The organism is Mesobacillus jeotgali (assembly GCF_002874535.1).
GTDB classification, from domain to species: domain Bacteria; phylum Bacillota; class Bacilli; order Bacillales; family Cytobacillaceae; genus Mesobacillus; species Mesobacillus jeotgali.
This window is the reverse complement of sequence record NZ_CP025025.1, coordinates 2083702-2105545: the sequence shown is the minus strand read 5'-3', so window position 1 is coordinate 2105545 and position 21844 is coordinate 2083702. Positions and strand designations below refer to the sequence as shown.

Below are 21844 nucleotides of genomic sequence, written 5' to 3'. Positions count from 1 at the left end.
CCCCTCTTTTCTTACAAGAATCCTACAAAGATACCGGCAAGTACAACCGATACGATCGTGACGGTTACAAAACCGCCCACAAGCATTGGTGGCAGCATATGGCTGGTCAATGCTTCTCTTTCTTTTTCATCCTCGGTTAAAGAATTGATGACTTCATTGGTGATGATATAATCTGCAGGGAAACCATAAAGTGCTGTTAATGATACTGCAAAGGCCATTTCTTTGCTTACCTTCAATAACTTGCCGACGATAAATGAGAATATGTACATTCCTGCGATGCCAAGGACAATTGCACCAAGCAGCGGAACAATGATATCAAGGAGCATTCCTGGTGTAGCCTGCTTCAATCCATCAAAAATGAATAACATTAAGACTAGAATGGCAATCCCAAATCCATTGGCCTTCTGCAGGGCCTGCTTTTCCAGGAATCCTACGCTTGTTGCGATGACTCCAAATAATAATGCAAGTACGAACGGGCTTACCGAGACGACTGGAGCCAGCAATGTTGATGTTAGGTATGCTAAATAAGCGACCAGTGATAGCCTGAAAAACTTAAAGAATTCAGTATTATATTTTTCTGGAAGGTTTTTAAAAAGCTTTAATTCAATAGGTGGTGCGGTGGTTTCTACAGTTGCAGCCACTTCATTTGCTGCAAGACTGCCCTCACGATATTGCTTTAAAAGTCTCTTGCCTTCTTTTTTCAGTACAAGTGAGGTTAATGGGTATCCCGCAAATCCCTGCATGACATAGATTACGATCGCGAATACCGACAGTGTTGCCAGACCTGCTTCCTTTGCTCCTTCAGACATGATCAAGGCGGAAACGACTCCACCAACCAAAGGTGGTACGGCAACAACCATTGTCTGGAATCCAAAAATGAGTGTTCCGACACTCAATAGTACGGCTACTATTCCTAAAATACCTGATAAAGCTATCACAATCGTTTTCCATTGATTTTTCAATTCCTGGATCGAAAGCAATGTTCCCATATTTGTTATTAACAAATACATCATCATCACAGCAACTGCAGATGGCACACCAGCAAGTGCTACGATTTCTTTCGGGAAAAACGTCCAGTACCCAATCAGGAACAGGACAGCTGAAACGAACATGGACGGAATCCATGCCTTCGTCCTAACAGCAACTAAATCACCTACTAGTAAAATGAATACAACAATAACCAAAGCTAACATCTGTGACATCATGAATCCCCCCAATTTCTTTTTTACTTAAACGCTTCGCTTTGCGAAAGAAAAAAGTATTAGGTACGATAATAATATAGATATAATATTCAGTCAATTATAAATTTTAAAATTTTTAAAAGAAAACGTTTACTTCCCTTTTTTGGTTCTTATTACCTAGTAAATAAAAAGGCGAACCACTATAAGAGCGGCTCGCCAGTTGAATTTATATTTTAGTCAGGATTTTTAGTTTTCAGGGAAACAGCCAATGGCTTCTTATCCAAGCAGTATTCCAATAGAACGATTTTGCCTTCAAGTTCAAGGTGCTTAGCCAGGGCGATCACTTCTTCCCCTTCTTCAGTTGAGGACACAGACGAAATTCTTAAGTTCCCATCACTATTCTGGATTTGATTAAATAGCTCTTCTTTTGACATATTCACTTTCGTCTTCATCTTTATCACCCCTTCTTAGGAATTACCTTTCTTTACCCAGGGATGATGCAGGTGATTCCAGGAAATAAAAACCATTCATGGATAAATGAACCTTTCTCGTGGATTAGGTAACCAATCATGCTACCTATATTTTTGAATTCGGCTTTATTAGGGCACCAATTACGCTTATTGGTTACCTATAAATCTAGTTTTTGGTGCTGCTCCATACCGTCTATTGGTTCTCATTAGAGCCAATTTCTCCGTTACAAGGGCACCATTACACCTTAACAGTTGCAAATCATCAAGACATTCCCATCAGGATCCTGGAAGTTGAAGTAGGCAAAATCGCCAATTCGTTCAATTTCTTTAGTGATTGTAGTTCCATTTGACTTAACAAAGCTATAAGCTTCATCAACATCATCTACCAGAATGTTAAACAACACATGGTCGGAAGGCTTCAAATTAAAACCTGGGTCGAAGGTGTGATCGTCAAGGGTTAATCCTGTTTCAGATGTAACCGGGATGTTATGGACCGGTGATTCCACCTTTTCGGCATCAAATGGTATCCCCAGCAGATTATAGTACCATTCTGCAGATTTTTTCAAGTTGCTCACGTGGATAAAAACATTGTTTACTTTATTGTAAAGTGGTGATTTCATAATTTCTCCTCCTAAAAAGTTAATAATCCAATGGGTTGTCTCCATACCTTTCCCATAAGGCAGGAAACTTCTTTTTCAAACTTTCTTCATCATCTTCATCCCAGTCGAATTCAATATCAGGTGGAATCGTTTGGTCTCCGGTCAGTTTTACATATAAATCAAAGTAATCGTCGTAGTCCAACCCTGTCTTCTCTTCATAAGCAATACTTGCTGCACTCAACAAGTCCTCGAGTTGTGGGACATCCTCTTCCTCCTCCAGGACTTTTAAATGGGGAATGGTCATCTCGGGATCATTGATGGCTTCTTCGTATGTTTCCTTTCCCTGAAAAAGCAGCCAGGCCCTAAAATAATCAAAGGAATCATCCGAGGCTCCTCCCATGATGATATAGGCCGCTGCCCACAAGTCAGAAGTGTATGACTTCAGATAATTCTGATTGAAAAAGTAATCAAACATCACAATATCTTTGACGGGTTTCTTCGATAAATGGCTAACCAGCCACTCGATTTGTTCCTCAGGGTCTTCCCCTTTTTGCCTGGCAGTCTTAAGAATCTCCCAAAATACGATTTCAGACATCGAGCTTTCCTTCATTACCTTATCGACGGGGTTTGCCGGAGTGTAACCTTTCTTCAATTTCGATTTAATCAATTTGTCAGCATCCTTTTGACAAGCTTCTTCAGAATCAAAATTTTTCACTTTTACCGCGCCTACTGTTCCTATTTTGCCATAGGTAATACTATAACTATTTCCGGCCACATTAATTTTCCAAAATTTATTGGAAGAACCATCTTTATAAATGAGCGTTGTCTCCACCGTTCACACTCCTGTTGTCTTATTTCCAATTAGGATGTTTCCTGTCCAGGATGTCGTCTTTGTCCAAACCAGCATCCTCTGTTATAGAAAAATCGGATTCGTTGTAACTGAATTCTTCTTTTTCAAATAAACATTCTATTTCCTTTACGAGCTCTTCCAACAGCGGAAAGCTTGTGGCATACCCCAGGCTTTCCACCACATTTCTGTAATACCACTCTTGCTCCTTTTTTCCGCGTCTGAACCTGCTCCAAACTTTCTCGCCTGATTGTTCGACGTCCTCGCGAATGGATCTGACATTATGGAGTTTGTCCGCACAAGCCACCACGCGGATTTCTTCTGAAGCAGTTTTCAAAAACTCAATCGTGTGCTCTTTTCTCTCTTCCCAGGAAAGAGATTTGTCCGGCTCTGAGCATCCTTCAACAATTCTTGCTACCTCAGTTCCAAACTCCCGCTTGACATCTTCCATTGTTATATCCGTATCTTCTACTGTGTATTGAAGAATTCCGGCCGCTACCATTTCCTCGCTGTATCCCGCTTTTTGCAAAATCATCCCCACTGCCACGGGGTGGGCAATATACGGGATTTTTGTATTTTTACGATATTGCCCTTCATGTGCCATTGAAGCAATTTGCAATGCTTTATCTATTAAATCCATCTTTATCTGCCTCCAGTTTTCCAGATACTTATTACTTCTTTAATGGATCAATAAATCCTTCCTTAGGAAAATGGCAAACTTGATTATTTTCTCCAAAATATTCTGCTATATTTAGTATATAAACCTTTTGGAGGCTGACATGACCAAACTGACAGACCACTTAATCGTCATTTCCTTTGACTGTCTTTCTGAGCATGATGTTCCCTTGCTCAGGGAGATGCCAAATTTTAAGACTTTTATAGAAAATAGTTCTTTCTGTACACAGGTGGAAACGATCTATCCTTCTGTTACATACCCTTGCCATGCGACAATCGTGACCGGTAATTTCCCTAATCGGCACGGTATTGTCAACAATACATTTGTCCAGCCTGGCAGAATCTCACCAGACTGGTATTGGCACCGCAGCCATGTTAAAGGGACAACCCTCTACGATGAGGCAAAAAAGGCTGGGATGAAAACTGCCGCTCTATTATGGCCAGTAACCGCAAAAGCCGATATTGACTACAACATGCCTGAAATTTTTGCGAACAGGCCCTGGCACCACCAGATTCCTGTTTCGCTTTCCAATGGGAGTCCTCGATACCAGCTAGAAATGAACTCGAAATTCGGGCATATCAGAAATGGCCTGAGCCAGCCAGAGCTCGATGACTTCGTTTTGGAAGCAACAGTTGAAACAATAAAAACGAGGAAGCCGGAGTTGATGCTGATCCACTTCGTCGATCTCGACTCCCAGCGCCATATGCAGGGATTTTCATCAGAAGAAGCTATAGCTGCCCTTCACCGCCATGATGAGAGACTTGGAAGAATCATGGAAGCACTCAAAGAGGCTGGCATCGCTGAAAATTCAACACTTGCCATTCTTGGTGACCACAGTGCACTTGATGAGTCTAAAGTGGTGAAATTGAACGTATTATTTAAAGAACGAGGACTCATCCAAACGAACTCTGCGGGCAAAGTGACCGATTGGAAAGCTTATTGCAAGAGTTGTGACGGTTCAGCCTATATCTATTTAAAAAATCAAAACGATGATGCTGCGAAAAATCTAGTTACAGATATATTAGCTGATCTTTTACAGGATGAAAGCAATGGCATTGAAGCAGCAATCACTGGTGCTGAAGCAAACGCAAAAGGAGCGGATGGAACAGCCTTCAGGATGCTGGAAGCTGCCAGAGGATATTACTTCAGCGAGGCAGTAGACGGTAACTATATTGAAGAAGTGACCGAACAGGATGCCAGGACGAAAAAGTACACTTTTGCCTGTCATGGATACTCCCCTGAAAAAGAAGGTTATCACACTGTTTTCTTCGTAGCTGGAAAAGGCATTCGTCCAGGAATCTCCATCAAGTCTATGCACCTTGTAGACGAAGGCCCAACCTTTGCTCGACTGCTTGGCCTTGACCTCGGCGATACAGATGGCTCCATTCTCGAAGGGATTCTGGATATTTAGCACTAGGAAAGAAGGTCTTTGAAGGACTCGAAGCGAATTATATTACCTGTTGGAAGATCTATCTACGTTTAAGGAAGTTTTACTCGCTTGGATAGTTTTATTTTTAGGTTGAGAGAAGTTTTATTACCGGTTGTGACACATTTATCTCCGGTTGCAGCAATTTTATTACCGGTTGTGACATATTTATCTCCGGTTGCAGCATGTTTATCTCTGGTGGGGCACTTTTATAAACGTTGATTAGTATAGTTCAACTTAATAGACAAAAATACAATCTTATTGGGGGCAAAAGGATGAAAGGTTTTACGAAGGAAGAGAGCAGCTGGATTCGTTATGACTGGGCCAGCTCGGCTTATTCGATTATCATTTCGACGGCTGTGTTCCCGCTTTTTTATAAAGCTTCCGCAACTGAGGCTGGTATTAGCCTTTCCAATTCAACTGCCTATTTGGGTTATACGATTGCGATCGCCACCTTCATATTGGCATTGATTGGTCCGATTCTTGGAACCATAGCGGACTATCAAGGAATGAAGAAACGATTCTTCACCATTTTCTTTACGCTAGGGATTACCTTTACAGCTGGTCTTGCCTTCGTGCCGAGTGGAAACTGGCTGATGCTGCTTGTCGTCTACACCCTAGCCGTGCTCGGATCGACAGGTTCCAATGTTTTCTATGATGCCTTTATCGTTGATGTAACGACGGATAAACGGATGGACAGAGTGTCTGCGCGCGGATACGGGATGGGTTACATCGGGAGTACGATTCCATTCATCATCAGTATCGCAATCATTATTTTAGCCCAGACAAAAGTCTTGCCAATTTCTATGACTCTGGCAAGTCAGACAGCTTTTATCATTACCGCAATCTGGTGGGGACTTTTCTCCATCCCTATGTTTAAAAATGTACACCAAAAGCATTACATCGAGCGCGAACCTCAACTGGTGCTGCAAAGCTTTAGACGTTTAGGAAAAACCTTTAAGGAAATCCGCAAATACAGGGCATTATTTTTATTTTTATTAGCTTATTTCTTTTACATTGACGGTGTTGGAACGATCATCACGATGTCTACAGCCTATGGAACCGATTTAGGCATCAGCTCTACTAACCTATTGATTATCCTTTTTGCTACCCAGGTAGTCGCCTGGCCGTTCGCGATCTTATTTGGAAAATTATCCGAGCGTTTTACCGGCAAAAAAATGCTTTATGTCGGAATTACCGTTTATATCTTTGTCTGTATTTACGCATACTTCCTGGAAACAACGACTGACTTCTGGATCCTGGCAATGCTTGTTGCTACGTCCCAGGGCGGTATCCAGGCGTTAAGCCGATCTTATTTTGCAAAATTGGTTCCGAAAGCGAATGCAAATGAGTTTTTCGGCTTCTACAACATCTTTGGAAAGTTCGCTTCAATCATGGGGCCGCTTATGGTCGGTCTTACAGCACAGCTAACTGGCAATTCGAGCATGGGAGTTTTCAGCCTCGTCATCCTATTCGTTATTGGGATGGTCATTCTCGCCTTTGTTCCAGAACCAGAACAACAGCCTCAAGCACCTGAAATTGTTTAAACAAAAGCCTCTGGGAAACCAGAGGTTTTTTTGAAAAATGAATGGAGGTTTTCTAGAGATCTATGAAAAAACTAAAGCTTTCCTAATGATCATTGGCAGCCTGCTCCTCGTTTTCATCATTGTCACCATGTTCAATACCCTCACATTGGAATCCCGTCAGCCATCACCGGATTACTATAATGGTACTATCAAGGAAGACTATGCGATCAATACCCTTTCAAAGGCAATTCAGTTTAAGACTATTTCCTATCAGGACCGCAGCAAAATGGACCTGAATGAATTCGACCGTTTCATTTCCTTTTTAAAAGAGAGCTTTCCTATCGTTCACGAAGAGCTTGAGCTTGAAAAAGTGAATGGTCATGCGCTTGTCTATATATGGAAAGGATCAGACTCTACGAAGCTGCCGATTGGATTGACAAGTCATTACGATGTCGTCCCTGTCCTTGAGGGTACGGAGGAAAACTGGGAGCAAGACCCTTTCAGCGGGAGAATCGCAGACGGTAAGATTTGGGGACGGGGTACACTGGATGACAAAATCGGTGTGATTGGTATTCTTGAAGCTACAGAACACCTGCTCAAAGAAAATTATAAGCCTTCTCGCGATATCTATCTCATGTTCGGACATGATGAAGAAATCGGTGGGGATGAAGGAGCCGCAATGATTGTAAGCACCCTTAATGAACGAGGCATCAAGTTTGATTTCGTTTTAGATGAAGGAGGAGCAATCGTGGAGAACATGGTTCCGGGTGTCAATAAACCCGTCGGCGTTGTAGGTGTTTCTGAAAAGGGTTCTGCGACTGCAGAGCTGTCGATCGAAGGAAGCGGCGGCCATTCCTCACAGCCAAAAGACCGTACCAATATCGGCAGAATATCAAGCGCGATCGCCAAGCTGGAAGAAACCCAGTTCCCCGCCGATCTGAAAGGACCTGGTGAGGATCTATTTGAGTTTGTCGCTCCTGAAATGAGCTTTGCCATGAAATATGTCTTTGCCAACAAGTTCATTTTCGAACCGGTTATCGAAAAAATCCTCCTGCAGCAGCCTGCATCATCTGCGCTGATCAGGACGACGATTGCACCAACGATCTTCCATGCAGGCGAGCAGTATAACGCCCTTCCAGAAAGAGCTTCGGCTATCATCAACCTCCGCCTGATGCCTGGTGATTCGTTAGAGAAGGTGAAGGAATATATAGAAGAAACGATTGACGATGATGCAATCAAAGTGAAAATTGAAGGCTCTGAGGCTTCTGGTGTCTCTGACGTCGACAGCTGGCATTTCAAAACAATCCAGCAAAGTGCGATAAATGTCTTTGATGAAGCAGTCATCGCACCCTATCTGATGTTCGCAGGATCTGATGCAAAGCATTACGACAGTATCGCCGAAAACACCTATAGATTCCTCCCTGTCCAGTTGACTTCTGAAGACCTGAACCGCATGCATGGTACAAATGAGCATATAAGTATTGATAACTATCTGAAGGCGATCAGTTTTTATATGGAAGTTATTAGAGAAGCGGATAAGGAGAGTAGGATTTTCAATGGATTGGGCGGAGTGTTATTTTAGTTAAATAATGCTCGCTCAACCATTTAGAATATATATCACAGTCACCATTCCAGAACTTTCTATTCTGGCAATTGCTTTTTAGGAGTTGAAACAGATGAAACTATACTGGTCATCGATCTTAGTTTTTATTGTCTTCTGGCTTACTGTATCGACATTCACTTATTCCGAACATGTGTGATGGTCATTTTTTTCGGCAAAACCCACCACCCATACCCCTTTAATTGAGCAGATTTCTTTTATTAAAGTAATAATTGTCATATTAGTTTCATTAGGCATTTGGTCCGTACTGCGGAATCGTAAGTCTTGAGCTCCAAATTTTCAATCTGTTAATACCTAATTATCGTTGTTAAATTAGTTTTAAGGTCCATATTTTTTCATTCTCTTGGGTGGTAAATTTCCAGAATCTTCTCCAAGACAAAACTACCCCCAGAAAAAAAAGAAACAAAGTTTAATAACTTCGCTTCTTCCCTAATTTACTTTTATAAATGATGGTTGATTCGCGGGTTATTGGGTTCCCTCTCTCTAAAAATTCGGACGAACTCAACCAGTCCAGTTACTGCTGCGTTAAGTAGTCTTTCCCCTTTCTCCCTGGTTGCTTCGGTTGGGTCCCCAAGTGTGCCGGTTTCGGATATCGAGCTCCAATAAGGGACCATGACAACCGGCCTTCCTTCCCCGCTGCCAACCAGGTCAAGCCAAAAGTATTTTGACATTTGGTATTTATCCAGATCTCTTACCGCTTTGTCCATTTGGACTAAGTCTTCTTTAATTGCTAGATACATGGAAGTTTCGAGTTCACAGGCATGGTTGATGCCGCCAGGGCTTTCAGAGCTGCGAATCTCCGAGGTTAATTGGACAACTTGTTCAAAGTCCCAATGCGAGATTGACGTGCACTGGACTTCGGGATACTTTAGCATCGTTTGTCTCGCAGCCACTTTTAGCAAAGATACATTGCTGCCATGGCCGTTCATTAGCAATATTTTTTTGAAACCCTGATGCGCGAGGCTGTTGCACACATCGACCACATAATTGATAAAGGTGTCGCTGCTGATTGAAATAACGCCTGGGAAGTCCATCTGGTGGGGCGCATAGCCATGATTAATTGCCGGGATGATGACCATATCGTCTGGTGATGTTGCTCCTGCCCGGTTGCAAATCTCAGCTGCCAATACTAAATCTGTGTCAACTGGCAAATGGTGACCGTGTTCTTCAATCATTGCAACAGGCACCACTGCCACTCGGTCCTCTTTGACAGCTTCTTTCACTTCAGGCCAGGTCATTTCACCAAAAAGGTATTTTTTCTCCAAGATATAAAACCTTCTTTCTGCATTAATCTATCCGTTGACAGCTCCAAATGACTGTTTGAACTCCTCTTTTACTTTTTGTTGTAGGTCTCGGTTTATTATCACCTTTAAACAGGTATAGGCCATTGTTTTTCCAGCCAGCAGCATCGTTTCATAGGCTCTGTCCGAATTGCACAAATCGGCAAACTCTTTTGTATGCCCTGGAACGAGCTGGTCTGTCAAGGATAAAACCGGATGGATCGCCGGGACTACGCGGCTGACATTGCCCATATCAATCGAACCCATTCCTTCCTGGAACTGTGACGGGTCAACATAATTGAATTCTTGTAAACTCTCTTCATATAATCCTACTAATGTCTGATTGCTGACCATCGCGTCATATGGATGTCCTACTTCTTTAATTTCAAGCACTGTTCCTGTCATCAAAGCTGCACCCTTTGCACAATTGATGACCTGTTCAACAACTTCATCTAAATAGACATTATCGGTTGAGCGGATGCAAAATTCCGCTATAGCTAGATGAGGAATAATATTCGTTGCTTTCCCGCCTTCTTTGATGATTCCATGTATTCTCACATCTGGCTTCACATGCTGTCTTAAAGCATTGACCCCATTGAATGTCTGGATTACACCATCAAGAGCATTTTTTCCTTGCCATGGTTCAGATGCAGCATGGGCATTCTTGCCGTGAAAAATAAATTCATAACTATGGAAAGCCAGCGACTTCACATCAATGATCGTTGAATAACCAGGATGGAACATCATCGCCAAGTCAACATTTTCAAATACTCCTTCATTGATTAAATCGATCTTCCCGCCAACATTTTCCTCATCTGGTGTTCCGATGACGGACACTTCAAAAGGAATATCTTCATTTAGCTTGGAGAGAGCAAGCCCTGCTGCAACACTGGCAACACCAATAAGATTATGTCCGCAAGCATGGCCAATATCCGGTAAAGCATCATATTCAGAGCAGAATGCAACGTGGATTCCGCCCTCCCCCTTTTTAAAATGGGCAACGAACGCGGTCTCAAGTTCCCCAATGCCTCTTTGTACATCAAATCCATGCTTCTCGAGATAGTCGCATAAAGCTTTTGAAGACTTATATTCCTGCCCTCCAAGCTCAGGGTTCTGCTGAATGTATTTGCTCAGCGCGATCAAGTCTTCTTTTTCATTTTCTATTGCGGAATCAATCATGAATTGATTCATCTACTTATACAACTCCTTCCGACAGGACTTCAGCAAAATGACACGCTGCAAGATGATCTTCACGGTATTGAATTAACGGAGGTTCTTCCTTTTTGCATCTCTCTTCGGCAAACGGACATCTTGTATGGAATCTGCAACCTTTTGGGATATTGCCTGGATTAGGTGTTTCCCCTTTCAACACCTGTCTTTTTTGTTTTTGACCAGCGACTCTAGGCTTTGGCATAACATTAATCAGGGCTTTTGTATAAGGATGAAGGCTTGATGAAATGACCTTATCCGCGTCGCCGATCTCGACAATTTTACCCAAATACATAATGGCTATCCGGTCAGAAATTAACCAGGCAAGAGAGATATCATGCGTGATAAATAAATAAGATATTCCTTTTTGGTCCCGAAGATTGACCATAATTCGCAGAATATCTGCTCGGACAGAAACATCCAGCATCGAAACAGGTTCATCCGCAACGATGAATTCAGGATTTAGAATTAGTGCAGCGGCGATGGCTACTCTCTGCCTCTGGCCCCCTGATAATTCATGTGGGTATCGATAGAAATAGGATTCCGCAGGTTTCAAGCCTGCCCATTCCAGCGCTTCTTTCACTTTCTCCTTTTTCCGCTCCTGGCTCTCAATTAGACCATTAATTTCTAATGGTTCGGCTACGATATCGATAACAAGGAACTTTGAATTCAAAGATTCATAAGGATCCTGAAATATCATCTGTGCTTTTCGACGGAATTCCTTTATGAAATTTCGATCACTATGACTGATAGCTTGGCCTTTATAGGTGATTTCACCATCAATCTGGTCCAACAACTGTAAAATCGCTTTGCCTGTTGTCGTTTTTCCGCTGCCGCTTTCACCAACAAGAGAAAGGATTTCCCCTTTTTTGATATCGAGATCAATTCCATCCACAGCTCTGACCTGCTTTTTTTCTTTTGAAAAAAGATCTTTTAGGAACCCGCCTTGAACATTGAAATTGACACGCAAATCCTTTGTCTGGATTAAGTTTTCCATCGTCAATCCCCCCTTAAATGACAGGCTGCATAGTGACCTTCGTTTAGTTTTTTCAATGGAGGAATTGTTTGTCTGCAGATGTCAGTGGCATATTCACATCGTGGGTGAAAATAGCATCCTGTTGGAGGTGCGCTCAAATCTGGTGGTGCACCTGGGATAGATTCGGTCATTGCCTTAACACCATTGATATCCGGAAATGCTTTTACAAGTTTCTGTGTATATGGATGTGAGCTATGATTCATGATGTTTTCCACATTCCCAGTTTCAACAATCTTACCGGCATACATTACCGCCGCTTTGTCACATGTTTCTGCCATGACGGAGAGATCATGGGTGATAAGGATCATAGACATTTTCAGCTCTGCTCTCAGTCTTTCCAACAATTCGAGGATTTGGGCTTGCACCATGACATCAAGTGCGGTGGTCGGCTCGTCTCCGATTAATATCTTTGGTTCGCATGCAAGTGCCATTGCAATCATGACCCTTTGTTTCATCCCTCCGCTGAATTCGTGAGGATATTGGTCAATCCTCTTGCTATCGATTTCGACCAATTCTAGCAGCTCTTTCGCTTTTTTCCTCGCACTCTTATAATCTAGCGCATTATGATACATCATAACCTCGGTAATTTGCTCACCGATTCTCTTAACAGGATTTAACGCGTTCATGGCCCCCTGAAACGCTATCGAGATTTTATTCCAGCGGTATCTCCTGATCTGGTTTTCGTTCAGGTCAAGAAGATTTTTTCCTTCAAAAAGAATTTCGCCGCCTTCCACTTTTCCTTCTTTTGGCAAAAGGCTTGTGATCGACAACGCAGTGGTCGTCTTGCCACAGCCAGACTCTCCTACAAGACCGATTGCCTCACCTGCTTCGAGTGTAAAACTGACGTCATCAACTGCTTTTACAACCCCATCCTTTGTATGGAAATATGTCTTCAAGTTTTTAACTTCTAAAAGACTCATTTTTTATCTCCTTTTCAGCTTTGGATTTAGAACCTCATCCATTGCGTAACCAATAAAAGTAAATCCTAGAACGACAAGGACTACACACAAACCTGGAGCAATCAAGTACCAATATGCACCAAGACTTGCGGCGCCTGACTCAAAAGCATAGTGGAGCATCATTCCCCAACTTGGGGCCGTGGTATCTCCCATTCCAAGAAAGCTCAAGGTAGTTTCAGAAAGAATCGCAACCGCTGAAACAAGGATCGTGTTCGCAAAAATCAATGGAAATACGTTCGGAAGGATATGCTTGCGCATAATATAAAGATTGCTCGCTCCTATTGACCGAGCCCGCTGGATGAACTGCCTTTCTTTTACAGAAAGTGTTTGGGAACGGACTATCCTTGCCGTACCTGGCCAACTTGTCAAGCCAATCACAAGGATGATATTCCAAAGATTCGCTCCCAGGACAGCTGTCAATACAAGTGCCAGTGGCAGCCACGGGAGTACCAGGAAAACATCCGTAATCCGCATCAGCAGTGTATCTGCTTTTCCACCATAAAATCCTGATGCAATACCAACTACTGTCCCCACTATCATTGAGATCAAGGTGGACAGCACCCCTACAGTAATCGAGATCCGTGCTCCAAGAATAACACCGCCAAGAACGTCCCTTCCTAAATCATCGGTTCCCAATAGATTATCAAGTGACGGAGGGCTCAACACCTCTCCGATCCCGTATTCTTTCGGATTATAGTCGGAAATTAACGGACCAAATATGGCGATTAGGATGAAAAATCCGAGAACGACTGCGCCAAAAAGTCCTGCCTTGTTCGAAAGAAATATTTCTAATAAGTCTTTCCATCTATTCATTGCTATCGAGTTCTTCAGTTCCATCTTCTTCACCCTAGGTTTTTTTATTTATTCTTGGATCAAGGTATCCATAAATAATATCCGCACACAGGTTGGCCAGTACGACACATACGCTTACAATCAGAAAAATACCCTGCAATAATGGATAATCCCGGTTATTCAGTGCTTCATACATTAACCGTCCCAATCCAGGCCATGAAAATACAGTTTCAATCTGGATTGCCCCAGCAATCATGAAGCCTAAATTGATTGCAATGATTGTGACCATCGGGAGCATTGCATTTGGCAATGCATGACGCTTCATGATCAATTTTTCCGAAAAGCCTTTTGCTTTTGCAGTCGTAATATAATCTTCCGTCAATACTTCCAACAGAGAATTTCGCATGATCAGCACGAACTGCCCGATTAAGACAAGACTCAAAGTCAAAGCAGGCAGAACTAAATGCTTCGAAACATCGATTGCATGGTCGAGTGAATTTCCAAAAACCTTTCCTGCCGTTACCATGCCGCTTGTTGGGAAGAGGTTCAGGGTGCTGCTGAAAAAAATGATTAACATGATACCGAGCCAAAACGTTGGCATTGAATAAGTTATTAAGGAAAATGCCAAGGAGAAAGCGTCGACTTTCTTTCCTTGACGAGAAGCAGCAAATATACCAATCAGCACTCCTGCTATGATGGCGATGATTGTCGAAACACCAACGAGCAGCAATGTTGGAATCAGCTTCTCAGCGATGACATCAATGACTGGTTGTTTATACATAAACGACAATCCCAAATCACCCTGGACCAACTGTTTAAAATAAATCCACAACTGAACATAAATCGGCTGGTCAATACCGAATAGCTGCTTTACCTTTGCAATGGCCTCCGCTGAAGCATTTGGATTTCGCATGATCATGCTTAAAGGGTTCCCAGGCATGACGCGAAACAAGAAAAAGTTAATAATGAGTACAAGTATGATCGTAACGAATGCTTGATATAGTTTTTTTACCAGATACATTTTATCCATAGAGTTCACCTTCAATTTTGTAATAAAGGGCAAAGTAGTGTACTCTGCCCTTTTTTACCCTACATATCGTCATCGATTGAAATGCCTTTTTTCTTTTTACGGTAGATGAGGATTCCCATTAGAATGACAGCTGCAGCAATAACAGCTAGAATTACTGGTGCAGAACTAGAATTGCTCTCTTCTTTTTCTTCTCCTGCACTTCCTTTAGCATCACTTTTACCGCTGTCTGTAGCCGGTTCTTCCTTTGCTGTAACTGGTTTAACATCAAGATAGTTCTCATGGTTAAAGGAAAAGAAGTACACACCTTCAACCTTTTTCCAGCCTTCCCATTTAGTTTTGTTCACTGCCTGGATGGCATTGTCGTATAGCAAAATGATATATGGCGCTTCATCATAAAGGATTTTTTGCATTTCATGGACAACTTTCTGCCTCTCATTTTGATCGATTATTTTTGCCTGCTGATCCAACAGCTGATCGTATTCTTCATTTGAATAATAGGAATCACTTAAGCTGCCAATTTGATCGGACGCCATCACATTTAAAATGGTTGTCGGATCTGCATCTGTCCCCCATCCCCAAATGAACAAGTCGAAGTCAGCATTATCATAAACGCGGTCCCCCAACAACCCATCGTCTACTGCTTCAACCTTCGTTCCAATCCCAACTTCCTCAAACATGGATGCAATCATTTCGCCTGCTCGGACTTCCTCCGATGTTTCGGACCTAACCATGAACCTGAAATTCAACTCATTCCCTTCCTCGTCTTCACGGATTCCGTTACCGTCCTGATCAGCGAACCCGGCGGACTCAAGCAATTCTTTTGCTTTTTCAGGGTTATAGGTACGGAGCTCTTCATCTGTCGGTTTATAATGCCAAAAATCAAGGCTTGGAGGAATCAATGTTGATCCCGCAGCTGCCTGGCCGCCATAGGCAATATTAATGAGCTTCTCTTTGTCAATTGCATAGCTCATCGCCTGTCTTACTTCCTTGATTTTCAACAAAGGGTTACCTTTGGATTTTGCGTCCTTCCAGGTATTGATCGATAACTCTGTAAACCCGTGTGTTGCTGTTGAAACAACATCAAAATCAGCTTCTTTTTCAAGCATCTTTACATGATGTGCTCCAAGATTGATCGCAGCATCGATCTCACCTATTTTCAATGACTGGACCATTGTGTCCGTGTTCGCATATAGAATGAGCAACAAGTTGTCGACGTTTGCCTTCTTATAAAAGTAATCATCATTTTTTTCGAGCTTGATGTACTCTCCGGCTTTATTTTCAACGAATTTGAATGCTCCAGTTCCAACAGGGCTTTCATTTGGCCATGTTTCTAATTCCTCCATCTTGATATCCTTCCAAATATGCTCCGGTAAAATCGGTGTTGTCATCTGAAGCATATTCGCTTTCGGTTCATCGGTTTTGATCACTACGGTGAAATCATCCGGTGTTTCAATAGAGGTGACCCCATCAAGAGAACCTGCGTATAAACCTAACCCGCTTTCCTGAAGTAATTCGTATGTGAATTTTACATCCTTTGCTGTGAATGCCTCTCCGTCATGCCACTTTACTCCTTCTTGTAATGTGAATGTCCAAGTTAAATTATCATCACTTACTTGCCAGCTCTTCGCCAACCTTCCCACAGGGTTCAGTTCATTATCAAAAGCAACTAAAGGATCATAAATTAACTTGAAAATTTCTGTGGCCGATATACTGTAGGCAATGAAAGGACTGATGCTATCCGCCTCCGCTGTCCAGCCAACCTTCAAGGTGACAGGCTCTGCCGCATTCGGCTTATCCATCGGAACAGCAATGAATCCCAACATCAGGGTGAAAATCAGCATGATACTAAATCCTCTTTTTAACATTAAATTTCCTCCTTTATACGATTCTTGAAATCTAGCGGACACCTGATTCTGTCACAAACAATTTCTTATTCGTCGCATCAAGATAAGCATCAACACCCATCGGCAGCGTAGCAAGCTCTTTTGTATGCCCGATCGGCAGACCGTGGATAGCTGGTATTTCAAGAGGTTCAATGAATTCGTATAATATATCTTCGAGGCTGAAAGTGACATGGAAACCTGGGTCATGCTTTTTCGGCCCGCAATCGGTGCATTCGCCAATCACAATTCCGGCAGCCTCCTGAAGCTTGCCTGCATTATAGAGATGTGTGAACATATGGTCGATATTCCAAGGTTCAGCCCAAACCTCTTCAAGAAACAAAATTTTGCCCTTCGTATCGATTTCATAAGGTGTGCCAAGGGATCCGCAAACTAAGGTTAAATTCCCTCCTGTCAGTTGGCCTTCAGCATCACCTTTGCGTATCATGTTGATCCATTTCTTATCATTCGCCTTTCGGATCTCTCCAATCGGCTCTTGCTGGGCAATTGCTTTAAACAAATACTCTCTTCGGTACTCTGATAATTCCTCCGGGTTGAATCCAGCCATGCCTGGGCCATGGAAGGATACGAGATTCGTATATTTTTGAATAGCAAGGTGGATGGAAGTAATGTCACTATAACCGATAAAAATTTTCGGATTCTGCCTTACCAGATCAAAATCAATATACCTTAGCATTCTTGCTGATCCATAGCCTCCATGCGTCACAAACACTGCATCCACATCTTCATTGGCGAACATAGCATTGAAATCGTCCGCTCTCTCCTGATCTGTTCCTGCTAAATACTCATGTTTATTATGAACGTTCTTGCCCACAATGACTTTATATCCCCATTCTTCGAGAGTTTCGATGCCACGGAAAATGTCACTGCGATTATAGTGGGGACTTGCAGGTGCAACAATACCGATCGTATCCCCTTTTTCAAGTCTCTTTGGTTTCACTTTTTCCATACTGAGCCCCTCTCTTAAAATCGGGATTCCTTCCTGTATCCCATATCTTTCGAAATATCAGATGCTGTTTGCAGGATGGCTTTTTTATAAAAGTCACGCTTCTCCTTATTTGTATAGAAATGTTCTGGTCCCGTGATGGCAATGCCCGCTTCAAGCTTGTCTTCATAATTGAAAATTGGAGCAGCATAAGCAACCGCTCCTAACTGGAGCTCACCTTCAGACTTTGCATATCCATGAATACGGATACTCTCTATGTTCTTTTTCAGTTCTTCTCTTTGTGAGATTGTGATTGGTGTAAAGGTTTGGAAAGTGTCTGATAAACTCTCAAACTCTCTTTCTGGAAGATAGGCGAGAATGAGCCTTGAAAGCGCCCCGGCATAAATCGGCAGCCTTTGTCCAACTTTGATTTCAAAGCCAAAGTTGTGAAAGGATTCGATGTTGACCAGACATAGACTTTCACCGTTATCATATACACTCATGTTTACATTCATTTCCGTCATTTTAGCGAGCCGCTGTAAATGCGGAGTAGCTTTCTGGACAAGGTCAAACCCCTGGATAATCATTCCGCCTATGCGGACAAATTGCATCCCAGGCCTATAAAGCCCCGACCTTTCATCTTGCTCTAAATAACCCTTCTTCATGAGCGTCTGGACATTGCGATGAACAGTCGTTAATGGAAGTCCTGTCTTTTGGGCGATTTGGACCAAAGTCTGCTCCCGTACCCTATTTGAAAAAGTTTCGATAATCTCTAGCGCTCTTTCTACAGACCTGATTCCTTTTTTATTGTCTTCGGCAGAAGTACGAATAATAGTACCTCCTTTCATTTTCTTGAATTTTTAAGAAAAATAAAAATGCAGTTATGAGGAGTGCGATAGTTATAAGATAAAGGGGTTTTTAACCTGATGATTACTAAGTTTTCACTCTGCGGAAATCACTTTCCATTTATCACTTGAAAAAAGTATATTTTTAAAGTGGGAGAATCATCACTGTTTTCTTAAAAAATATTTTATATATTCAGTTTTTTAGCAAAATCTTAGCTGAAAGATATCTTACCTATAAATCAAAAAACATTGGCAACTACCAGATATACTATTGATTGATCCGATCAGTTTAGCTTGGCTTTATTTAGTTTCATGTTCCTCTCCCCTGCTTACCATTCGAATTTGTCATTTCTCGTCTAAATAAGTGACGAAATCTGTCGATATGACAAAGTAGAGATTTTTTAGTTTTTCTGTGAAAGGAATAGATTAAATGAAAATCAACCTTCGAGCGTATATGGCTCTATTTTTTGGTGTCATCATCATTGCGCTAACGATGCTGTTGAGTATAACGATCAGCAAGCATTCAAGTGTAACAATCAAAAGAGAGATTGGTAACAGTCTGTCTTCTACTGCCTATCATATGGCGGATAAGCTAGATTCGTTTATGTGGTCACGAATCGGGGAAGTTGAGGTTCTAAGTCAAATAGAAGATATTAAATCCCAAGAAGATCTGCAGTCAGCTCAGGTATTGCTGGACCAGTTAAAATCCAGTATTCCCGTATTTTCGTGGATTGGCCTGACTGATTCAGCTGGGACTGTGGTCGCAGCATCAGACAAAATTCTGGTAGGCTCTGACATATCACAGCGTCCTGTTTATCAGGAAGGAAAAAAAGGAACTTTCATTGGCGATGTCCATAATGCGGTTCTTCTTGCAAACCTGCTTCCGAATCCAAATGGAGAGCCGATGCAGTTTGTCGATATCAGCAAAGCGTTAACAGATGAAAACGGCAATTTCACTGGTGTTCTGGCTGCGCATCTCAGCTGGGAATGGTCGCGGCAAGTACAGGATGAAATTGTGGAACCATTAAAGGATGAATTGAGTGGAGCGGAAGTTTTTGTGGTGAGCGGTTTGGACAGTACGGTCCTGCTTGGACCAGATGGTATGACAGGAAAAGTCCTTGACGTTGAGAGTGTTCATAAGGCAAGGAATGGTGTCAATAGCTGGCTCGTGGAAGAGTGGCCGGACGGAAAAAATTATCTAACTGGATTTGCAGTCGGTGACGGCCATCAAGATTATTCTGGCCTTGGATGGAAGGTCATAGTCCGAATCCCTGAAGAGAACGCTTTCGCCCCTGTCGAACAACTAAAATCTTTTATAATCAAACTTGGCACAATAACTGCTTTTGTCTTTGCTATTATTGGCTGGCTTCTTGCCGGTTTCATAACCAATCCTTTACAAAAGATATCTAGAGCAGCTCACAGTTTAAGAATTGGCAAAGAAAGCACTATTCCTTTAATAAAAGGTATCAAAGACCTTGAACTCCTATCCAGTTCCTTAAGGGATTTAGTTGATACATTGGTACGTACAGAATCCAGTTTGGGCAAAATGGAAAACCTGGCCCATCATGATCTGCTGACCGGTCTTGGAAACCGTGTCGCGCTTGATCAATTTTTAAAACAGGAGAAAACTTCAGGAAATTCATTGTCCTTTTTATATTTGGATTTGGATGGATTTAAAATAATCAACGATACGTATGGACATCAAACGGGAGACCAGCTGCTAAAGGAAGTGGCTCGCAGACTGAACGAAAATACCCGTAAAGAAGATCCTATCTTCAGACTTGGCGGTGACGAATTTCTTGTGGTCGTCAGTACGACTGAGTCAAAGAAACATGAGCTTACCGCAATAGCGAACAAGCTGATTACGAACATAAACAAACCTTATGAAATAGCTGAATCAAAGCTTCATGTCGGATGCAGCGTTGGAGGTGCAGTATGGCCCGATCATGATATCGACCCTTTTACCGTCATTAGTTATGCCGACGAGGCACTCTATGTTTCAAAACGAGCCGGTAAAAATAAATTCACCTTCCATATGAATAAGCAACAAAAACAAATGCCAGGAGCGTAATCTCCTGGCATTTTGTTTGCTCATAGCAATTTTATCTCCTTTTACCTAAACTACATATGCAGGTGCTGATTCAGAATTCAAAAGGTTTTTAGATAAATGGATAATTAACCATTGATTGACACTTCTTCTCCATTCCTCTCTAAAAACTCCTCCAGCCATTCAAAATCCACCGGACCATTGGTGATTTCATATTGATACATATCATTTAATAGTACATCCCTTTCGATTATCGAAGGCATCGTAACCCGGTCGTCTTCATATTCCAATTGGAATTGGAATTGTTCATCTGGATATTCTGAAACAAAATCGCGGTCGCCGATTTTCTTGACTTTATATAGGCTTAGGAAAGTAATCAGTTCCTGAATTGATTGACCATCCGTTAATTGCCGATTATATGCTGCCATTTCATCCTTAATCGGAAGCTGATTATAATAGATTTTTTCAATTTTGCTTGTATCTAGCAAATCTGCTAAATTCTTTTCACGAAAATCGTTCCATCTGGCAACACCATATATAAGAAAAATAAATATAACGATAGATAATATATAGAAGTTTTTCTTTTTCAAACCCTCTCTCCTTCCTTAAATGATAAAACTCTCCCCAAAACCAAGCCATAAATCCAGTGACCCGCCATCCAAATTAAAAAGGCATATGCACTTGTGATTGGTGGTGTCCTTTCTGAGAGAAGCGTTGTTGGAAACAGCAGCAAACCAACTATTAAGCTAACTCTAATGACAAATCGGTGTATTGCTTCTTTTCCTAAACCTTTTTTGATTATGTAAAAGTTCATAACTATGCCGAGTCCTATTGAGATCACCATATGCAATCCAAACTCAACAGCTTCAGATAACTTTAAATTCTTTAGGAGCGGTATGTAATCAACATTCAGCAATAAGGTATACACTTTTATGCTTGTTATAGATTGGACAAGTTTTAAAAACAATCCAAGGACTACCCCTGATATCAGCCCTCCGACTAATGGTTTTATTTTTGCTTTGATAGGACTTCTTCCTCCTCTAACTTATCATAAATCTTATTGTAGATTCATTGGTTAACTATTCGGGAGAAATAGCAGATATTCCTGTAGGAAATAGAAAAAAGCAAGTCAGCTAGACCTGCTTTTCATTGGTATAGCGACTTAACTCTCTCAAGGTCGCTTAGCAATTGGTTGATCTCCGATTGTGTCAGCCTGACCGGCATCTGATCATATAGTGTGATAATTTGCCCATCAGGATCGTTTTCGTGTTTTTTCAAATAATTATACACTGCCTCCATCTGGCACTCTTTGAAAATGGATTGCGTTTCAAAGCTTTTAACCCGCTGCAGAGAAAATTGGTTTATGGCTTGATCAAATTCACCCGAAATAATCTTCCCCTCGACAAACATTCTATCACATCCTTTGTATGGTGGAGATATTTTTCCCCATACCAAGGAACAAAACACATCGAGT

At 41.9% G+C, this 21844-nt stretch carries 21 protein-coding genes; 4 read left to right on the top strand and 17 right to left on the bottom strand.

Annotated elements, in window-relative coordinates; genetic code table 11:
* Window positions 1–11: 11 nt before the first annotated feature.
* The 5 genes from CD004_RS10660 to CD004_RS10640 form a co-directional block, all read right to left on the bottom strand.
* On the bottom strand, window positions 12–1202 hold the full coding sequence (locus tag CD004_RS10660) for a hypothetical protein (protein WP_102262740.1): 1191 nt from the start codon (window positions 1200–1202) through the stop codon (window positions 12–14).
* 212 nt (window positions 1203–1414) lie between these two features.
* Window positions 1415–1633 carry a hypothetical protein gene (locus tag CD004_RS10655; protein WP_041965053.1) on the bottom strand — a complete coding sequence of 73 codons (219 nt, stop codon included), beginning with the start codon at window positions 1631–1633 and terminating at the stop codon, window positions 1415–1417.
* A 263-nt stretch (window positions 1634–1896) separates the two neighbouring features.
* Window positions 1897–2271 carry a VOC family protein gene (locus CD004_RS10650; protein WP_102262739.1) on the bottom strand — a complete coding sequence of 125 codons (375 nt, stop codon included), beginning with the start codon at window positions 2269–2271 and terminating at the stop codon, window positions 1897–1899.
* Window positions 2272–2290: 19 nt separating this feature from the next.
* On the bottom strand, window positions 2291–3082 hold the full coding sequence (locus tag CD004_RS10645) for a DUF4240 domain-containing protein (RefSeq protein ID WP_102262738.1): 792 nt from the start codon (window positions 3080–3082) through the stop codon (window positions 2291–2293).
* A gap of 19 nt (window positions 3083–3101) precedes the next feature.
* Window positions 3102–3737: an HD domain-containing protein gene (locus CD004_RS10640; protein WP_102262737.1), complete on the bottom strand. Its 636-nt coding sequence runs from the start codon at window positions 3735–3737 to the stop codon at window positions 3102–3104.
* Window positions 3738–3876: 139 nt separating this feature from the next.
* Here CD004_RS10640 and CD004_RS10635 point away from each other — a divergent pair, with 139 nt between their 5' ends.
* The 3 genes from CD004_RS10635 to CD004_RS10625 all read left to right on the top strand — a co-directional run bounded on the left by CD004_RS10635 (window position 3877) and on the right by CD004_RS10625 (window position 8307).
* Window positions 3877–5184: an alkaline phosphatase family protein gene (locus CD004_RS10635; protein WP_102262736.1), complete on the top strand. Its 1308-nt coding sequence runs from the start codon at window positions 3877–3879 to the stop codon at window positions 5182–5184.
* A 290-nt stretch (window positions 5185–5474) separates the two neighbouring features.
* A complete protein-coding gene (locus CD004_RS10630; RefSeq protein ID WP_102262735.1) occupies window positions 5475–6746 on the top strand; it encodes an MFS transporter in 1272 nt (423 codons plus the stop codon).
* 37 nt (window positions 6747–6783) lie between these two features.
* Window positions 6784–8307 (top strand): M20 family peptidase, encoded by a 1524-nt coding sequence (locus tag CD004_RS10625; protein WP_102262734.1) that lies wholly within the window; start codon window positions 6784–6786, stop codon window positions 8305–8307.
* A 479-nt stretch (window positions 8308–8786) separates the two neighbouring features.
* Here the strand turns inward: CD004_RS10625 and CD004_RS10620 are convergent, their stop codons facing one another.
* Genes CD004_RS10620 through CD004_RS10580 form a run of 9 tightly spaced genes read right to left on the bottom strand, consistent with a single transcriptional unit; the run spans window position 8787 to window position 18326 of the window.
* On the bottom strand, window positions 8787–9611 hold the full coding sequence (locus CD004_RS10620) for a creatininase family protein (RefSeq protein ID WP_102262733.1): 825 nt from the start codon (window positions 9609–9611) through the stop codon (window positions 8787–8789).
* A gap of 27 nt (window positions 9612–9638) precedes the next feature.
* Window positions 9639–10817 (bottom strand): M20 family metallopeptidase, encoded by a 1179-nt coding sequence (locus CD004_RS10615; RefSeq protein WP_102262732.1) that lies wholly within the window; start codon window positions 10815–10817, stop codon window positions 9639–9641.
* A 4-nt stretch (window positions 10818–10821) separates the two neighbouring features.
* Entirely contained in the window at window positions 10822–11832 is a 1011-nt protein-coding gene (locus CD004_RS10610; RefSeq protein ID WP_102262731.1) for an ABC transporter ATP-binding protein, read from the bottom strand.
* A 2-nt stretch (window positions 11833–11834) separates the two neighbouring features.
* Complete coding sequence (locus CD004_RS10605; RefSeq protein WP_102262730.1) at window positions 11835–12791, bottom strand: ABC transporter ATP-binding protein; 957 nt, start codon at window positions 12789–12791, stop codon at window positions 11835–11837.
* Between the two features lie 3 nt (window positions 12792–12794).
* Window positions 12795–13667, bottom strand: a complete 873-nt coding sequence (locus CD004_RS10600; RefSeq protein WP_218973337.1) for an ABC transporter permease — start codon at window positions 13665–13667, stop codon at window positions 12795–12797.
* A gap of 10 nt (window positions 13668–13677) precedes the next feature.
* Window positions 13678–14652: an ABC transporter permease gene (locus CD004_RS10595; protein WP_102262729.1), complete on the bottom strand. Its 975-nt coding sequence runs from the start codon at window positions 14650–14652 to the stop codon at window positions 13678–13680.
* Between the two features lie 59 nt (window positions 14653–14711).
* Window positions 14712–16517 (bottom strand): ABC transporter substrate-binding protein, encoded by a 1806-nt coding sequence (locus tag CD004_RS10590; RefSeq protein ID WP_102262728.1) that lies wholly within the window; start codon window positions 16515–16517, stop codon window positions 14712–14714.
* Between the two features lie 31 nt (window positions 16518–16548).
* A complete protein-coding gene (locus CD004_RS10585) occupies window positions 16549–17502 on the bottom strand; it encodes a S66 peptidase family protein (RefSeq protein WP_102262727.1) in 954 nt (317 codons plus the stop codon).
* Between the two features lie 14 nt (window positions 17503–17516).
* Window positions 17517–18326 carry an IclR family transcriptional regulator gene (locus CD004_RS10580; protein WP_102262726.1) on the bottom strand — a complete coding sequence of 270 codons (810 nt, stop codon included), beginning with the start codon at window positions 18324–18326 and terminating at the stop codon, window positions 17517–17519.
* A 427-nt stretch (window positions 18327–18753) separates the two neighbouring features.
* Here CD004_RS10580 and CD004_RS10575 point away from each other — a divergent pair, with 427 nt between their 5' ends.
* Window positions 18754–20394: a sensor domain-containing diguanylate cyclase gene (locus CD004_RS10575; RefSeq protein WP_102262725.1), complete on the top strand. Its 1641-nt coding sequence runs from the start codon at window positions 18754–18756 to the stop codon at window positions 20392–20394.
* Between the two features lie 104 nt (window positions 20395–20498).
* On the opposite strand, the gene CD004_RS10570 is transcribed toward CD004_RS10575, so the two are convergent.
* The 3 genes from CD004_RS10570 to CD004_RS10560 form a co-directional block, all read right to left on the bottom strand.
* Complete coding sequence (locus tag CD004_RS10570) at window positions 20499–20960, bottom strand: hypothetical protein (protein WP_102262724.1); 462 nt, start codon at window positions 20958–20960, stop codon at window positions 20499–20501.
* Complete coding sequence (locus CD004_RS10565; protein WP_233434991.1) at window positions 20957–21337, bottom strand: hypothetical protein; 381 nt, start codon at window positions 21335–21337, stop codon at window positions 20957–20959. The genes CD004_RS10570 and CD004_RS10565 overlap by 4 nt, the downstream gene beginning before the upstream one ends.
* Window positions 21338–21516: 179 nt before the next feature.
* A complete protein-coding gene (locus CD004_RS10560) occupies window positions 21517–21780 on the bottom strand; it encodes a hypothetical protein (RefSeq protein ID WP_102262722.1) in 264 nt (87 codons plus the stop codon).
* Window positions 21781–21844: the final 64 nt, after the last annotated feature.

Bases quoted from the DNA above. Each gene is read 5' to 3' on its own strand.
- CD004_RS10625 (WP_102262734.1), top strand. From the start codon at position 6,784: ATGAATGGAGGTTTTCTAGAGATCTATGAAAAAACTAAAGCTTTCCTA.
- CD004_RS10590 (WP_102262728.1), bottom strand. From the start codon at position 16,517: ATGTTAAAAAGAGGATTTAGTATCATGCTGATTTTCACCCTGATGTTG.
- CD004_RS10600 (WP_218973337.1), bottom strand. From the start codon at position 13,667: ATGGAACTGAAGAACTCGATAGCAATGAATAGATGGAAAGACTTATTA.
- CD004_RS10580 (WP_102262726.1), bottom strand. From the start codon at position 18,326: ATGAAAGGAGGTACTATTATTCGTACTTCTGCCGAAGACAATAAAAAA.
- CD004_RS10560 (WP_102262722.1), bottom strand. From the start codon at position 21,780: ATGTTTGTCGAGGGGAAGATTATTTCGGGTGAATTTGATCAAGCCATA.
- CD004_RS10660 (WP_102262740.1), bottom strand. From the start codon at position 1,202: ATGTCACAGATGTTAGCTTTGGTTATTGTTGTATTCATTTTACTAGTA.
- CD004_RS10585 (WP_102262727.1), bottom strand. From the start codon at position 17,502: ATGGAAAAAGTGAAACCAAAGAGACTTGAAAAAGGGGATACGATCGGT.
- CD004_RS10605 (WP_102262730.1), bottom strand. From the start codon at position 12,791: ATGAGTCTTTTAGAAGTTAAAAACTTGAAGACATATTTCCATACAAAG.
- CD004_RS10640 (WP_102262737.1), bottom strand. From the start codon at position 3,737: ATGGATTTAATAGATAAAGCATTGCAAATTGCTTCAATGGCACATGAA.
- CD004_RS10575 (WP_102262725.1), top strand. From the start codon at position 18,754: ATGAAAATCAACCTTCGAGCGTATATGGCTCTATTTTTTGGTGTCATC.
- CD004_RS10655 (WP_041965053.1), bottom strand. From the start codon at position 1,633: ATGAAGACGAAAGTGAATATGTCAAAAGAAGAGCTATTTAATCAAATC.
- CD004_RS10630 (WP_102262735.1), top strand. From the start codon at position 5,475: ATGAAAGGTTTTACGAAGGAAGAGAGCAGCTGGATTCGTTATGACTGG.
- CD004_RS10595 (WP_102262729.1), bottom strand. From the start codon at position 14,652: ATGGATAAAATGTATCTGGTAAAAAAACTATATCAAGCATTCGTTACG.
- CD004_RS10635 (WP_102262736.1), top strand. From the start codon at position 3,877: ATGACCAAACTGACAGACCACTTAATCGTCATTTCCTTTGACTGTCTT.
- CD004_RS10610 (WP_102262731.1), bottom strand. From the start codon at position 11,832: ATGGAAAACTTAATCCAGACAAAGGATTTGCGTGTCAATTTCAATGTT.
- CD004_RS10615 (WP_102262732.1), bottom strand. From the start codon at position 10,817: ATGAATCAATTCATGATTGATTCCGCAATAGAAAATGAAAAAGAAGAC.
- CD004_RS10650 (WP_102262739.1), bottom strand. From the start codon at position 2,271: ATGAAATCACCACTTTACAATAAAGTAAACAATGTTTTTATCCACGTG.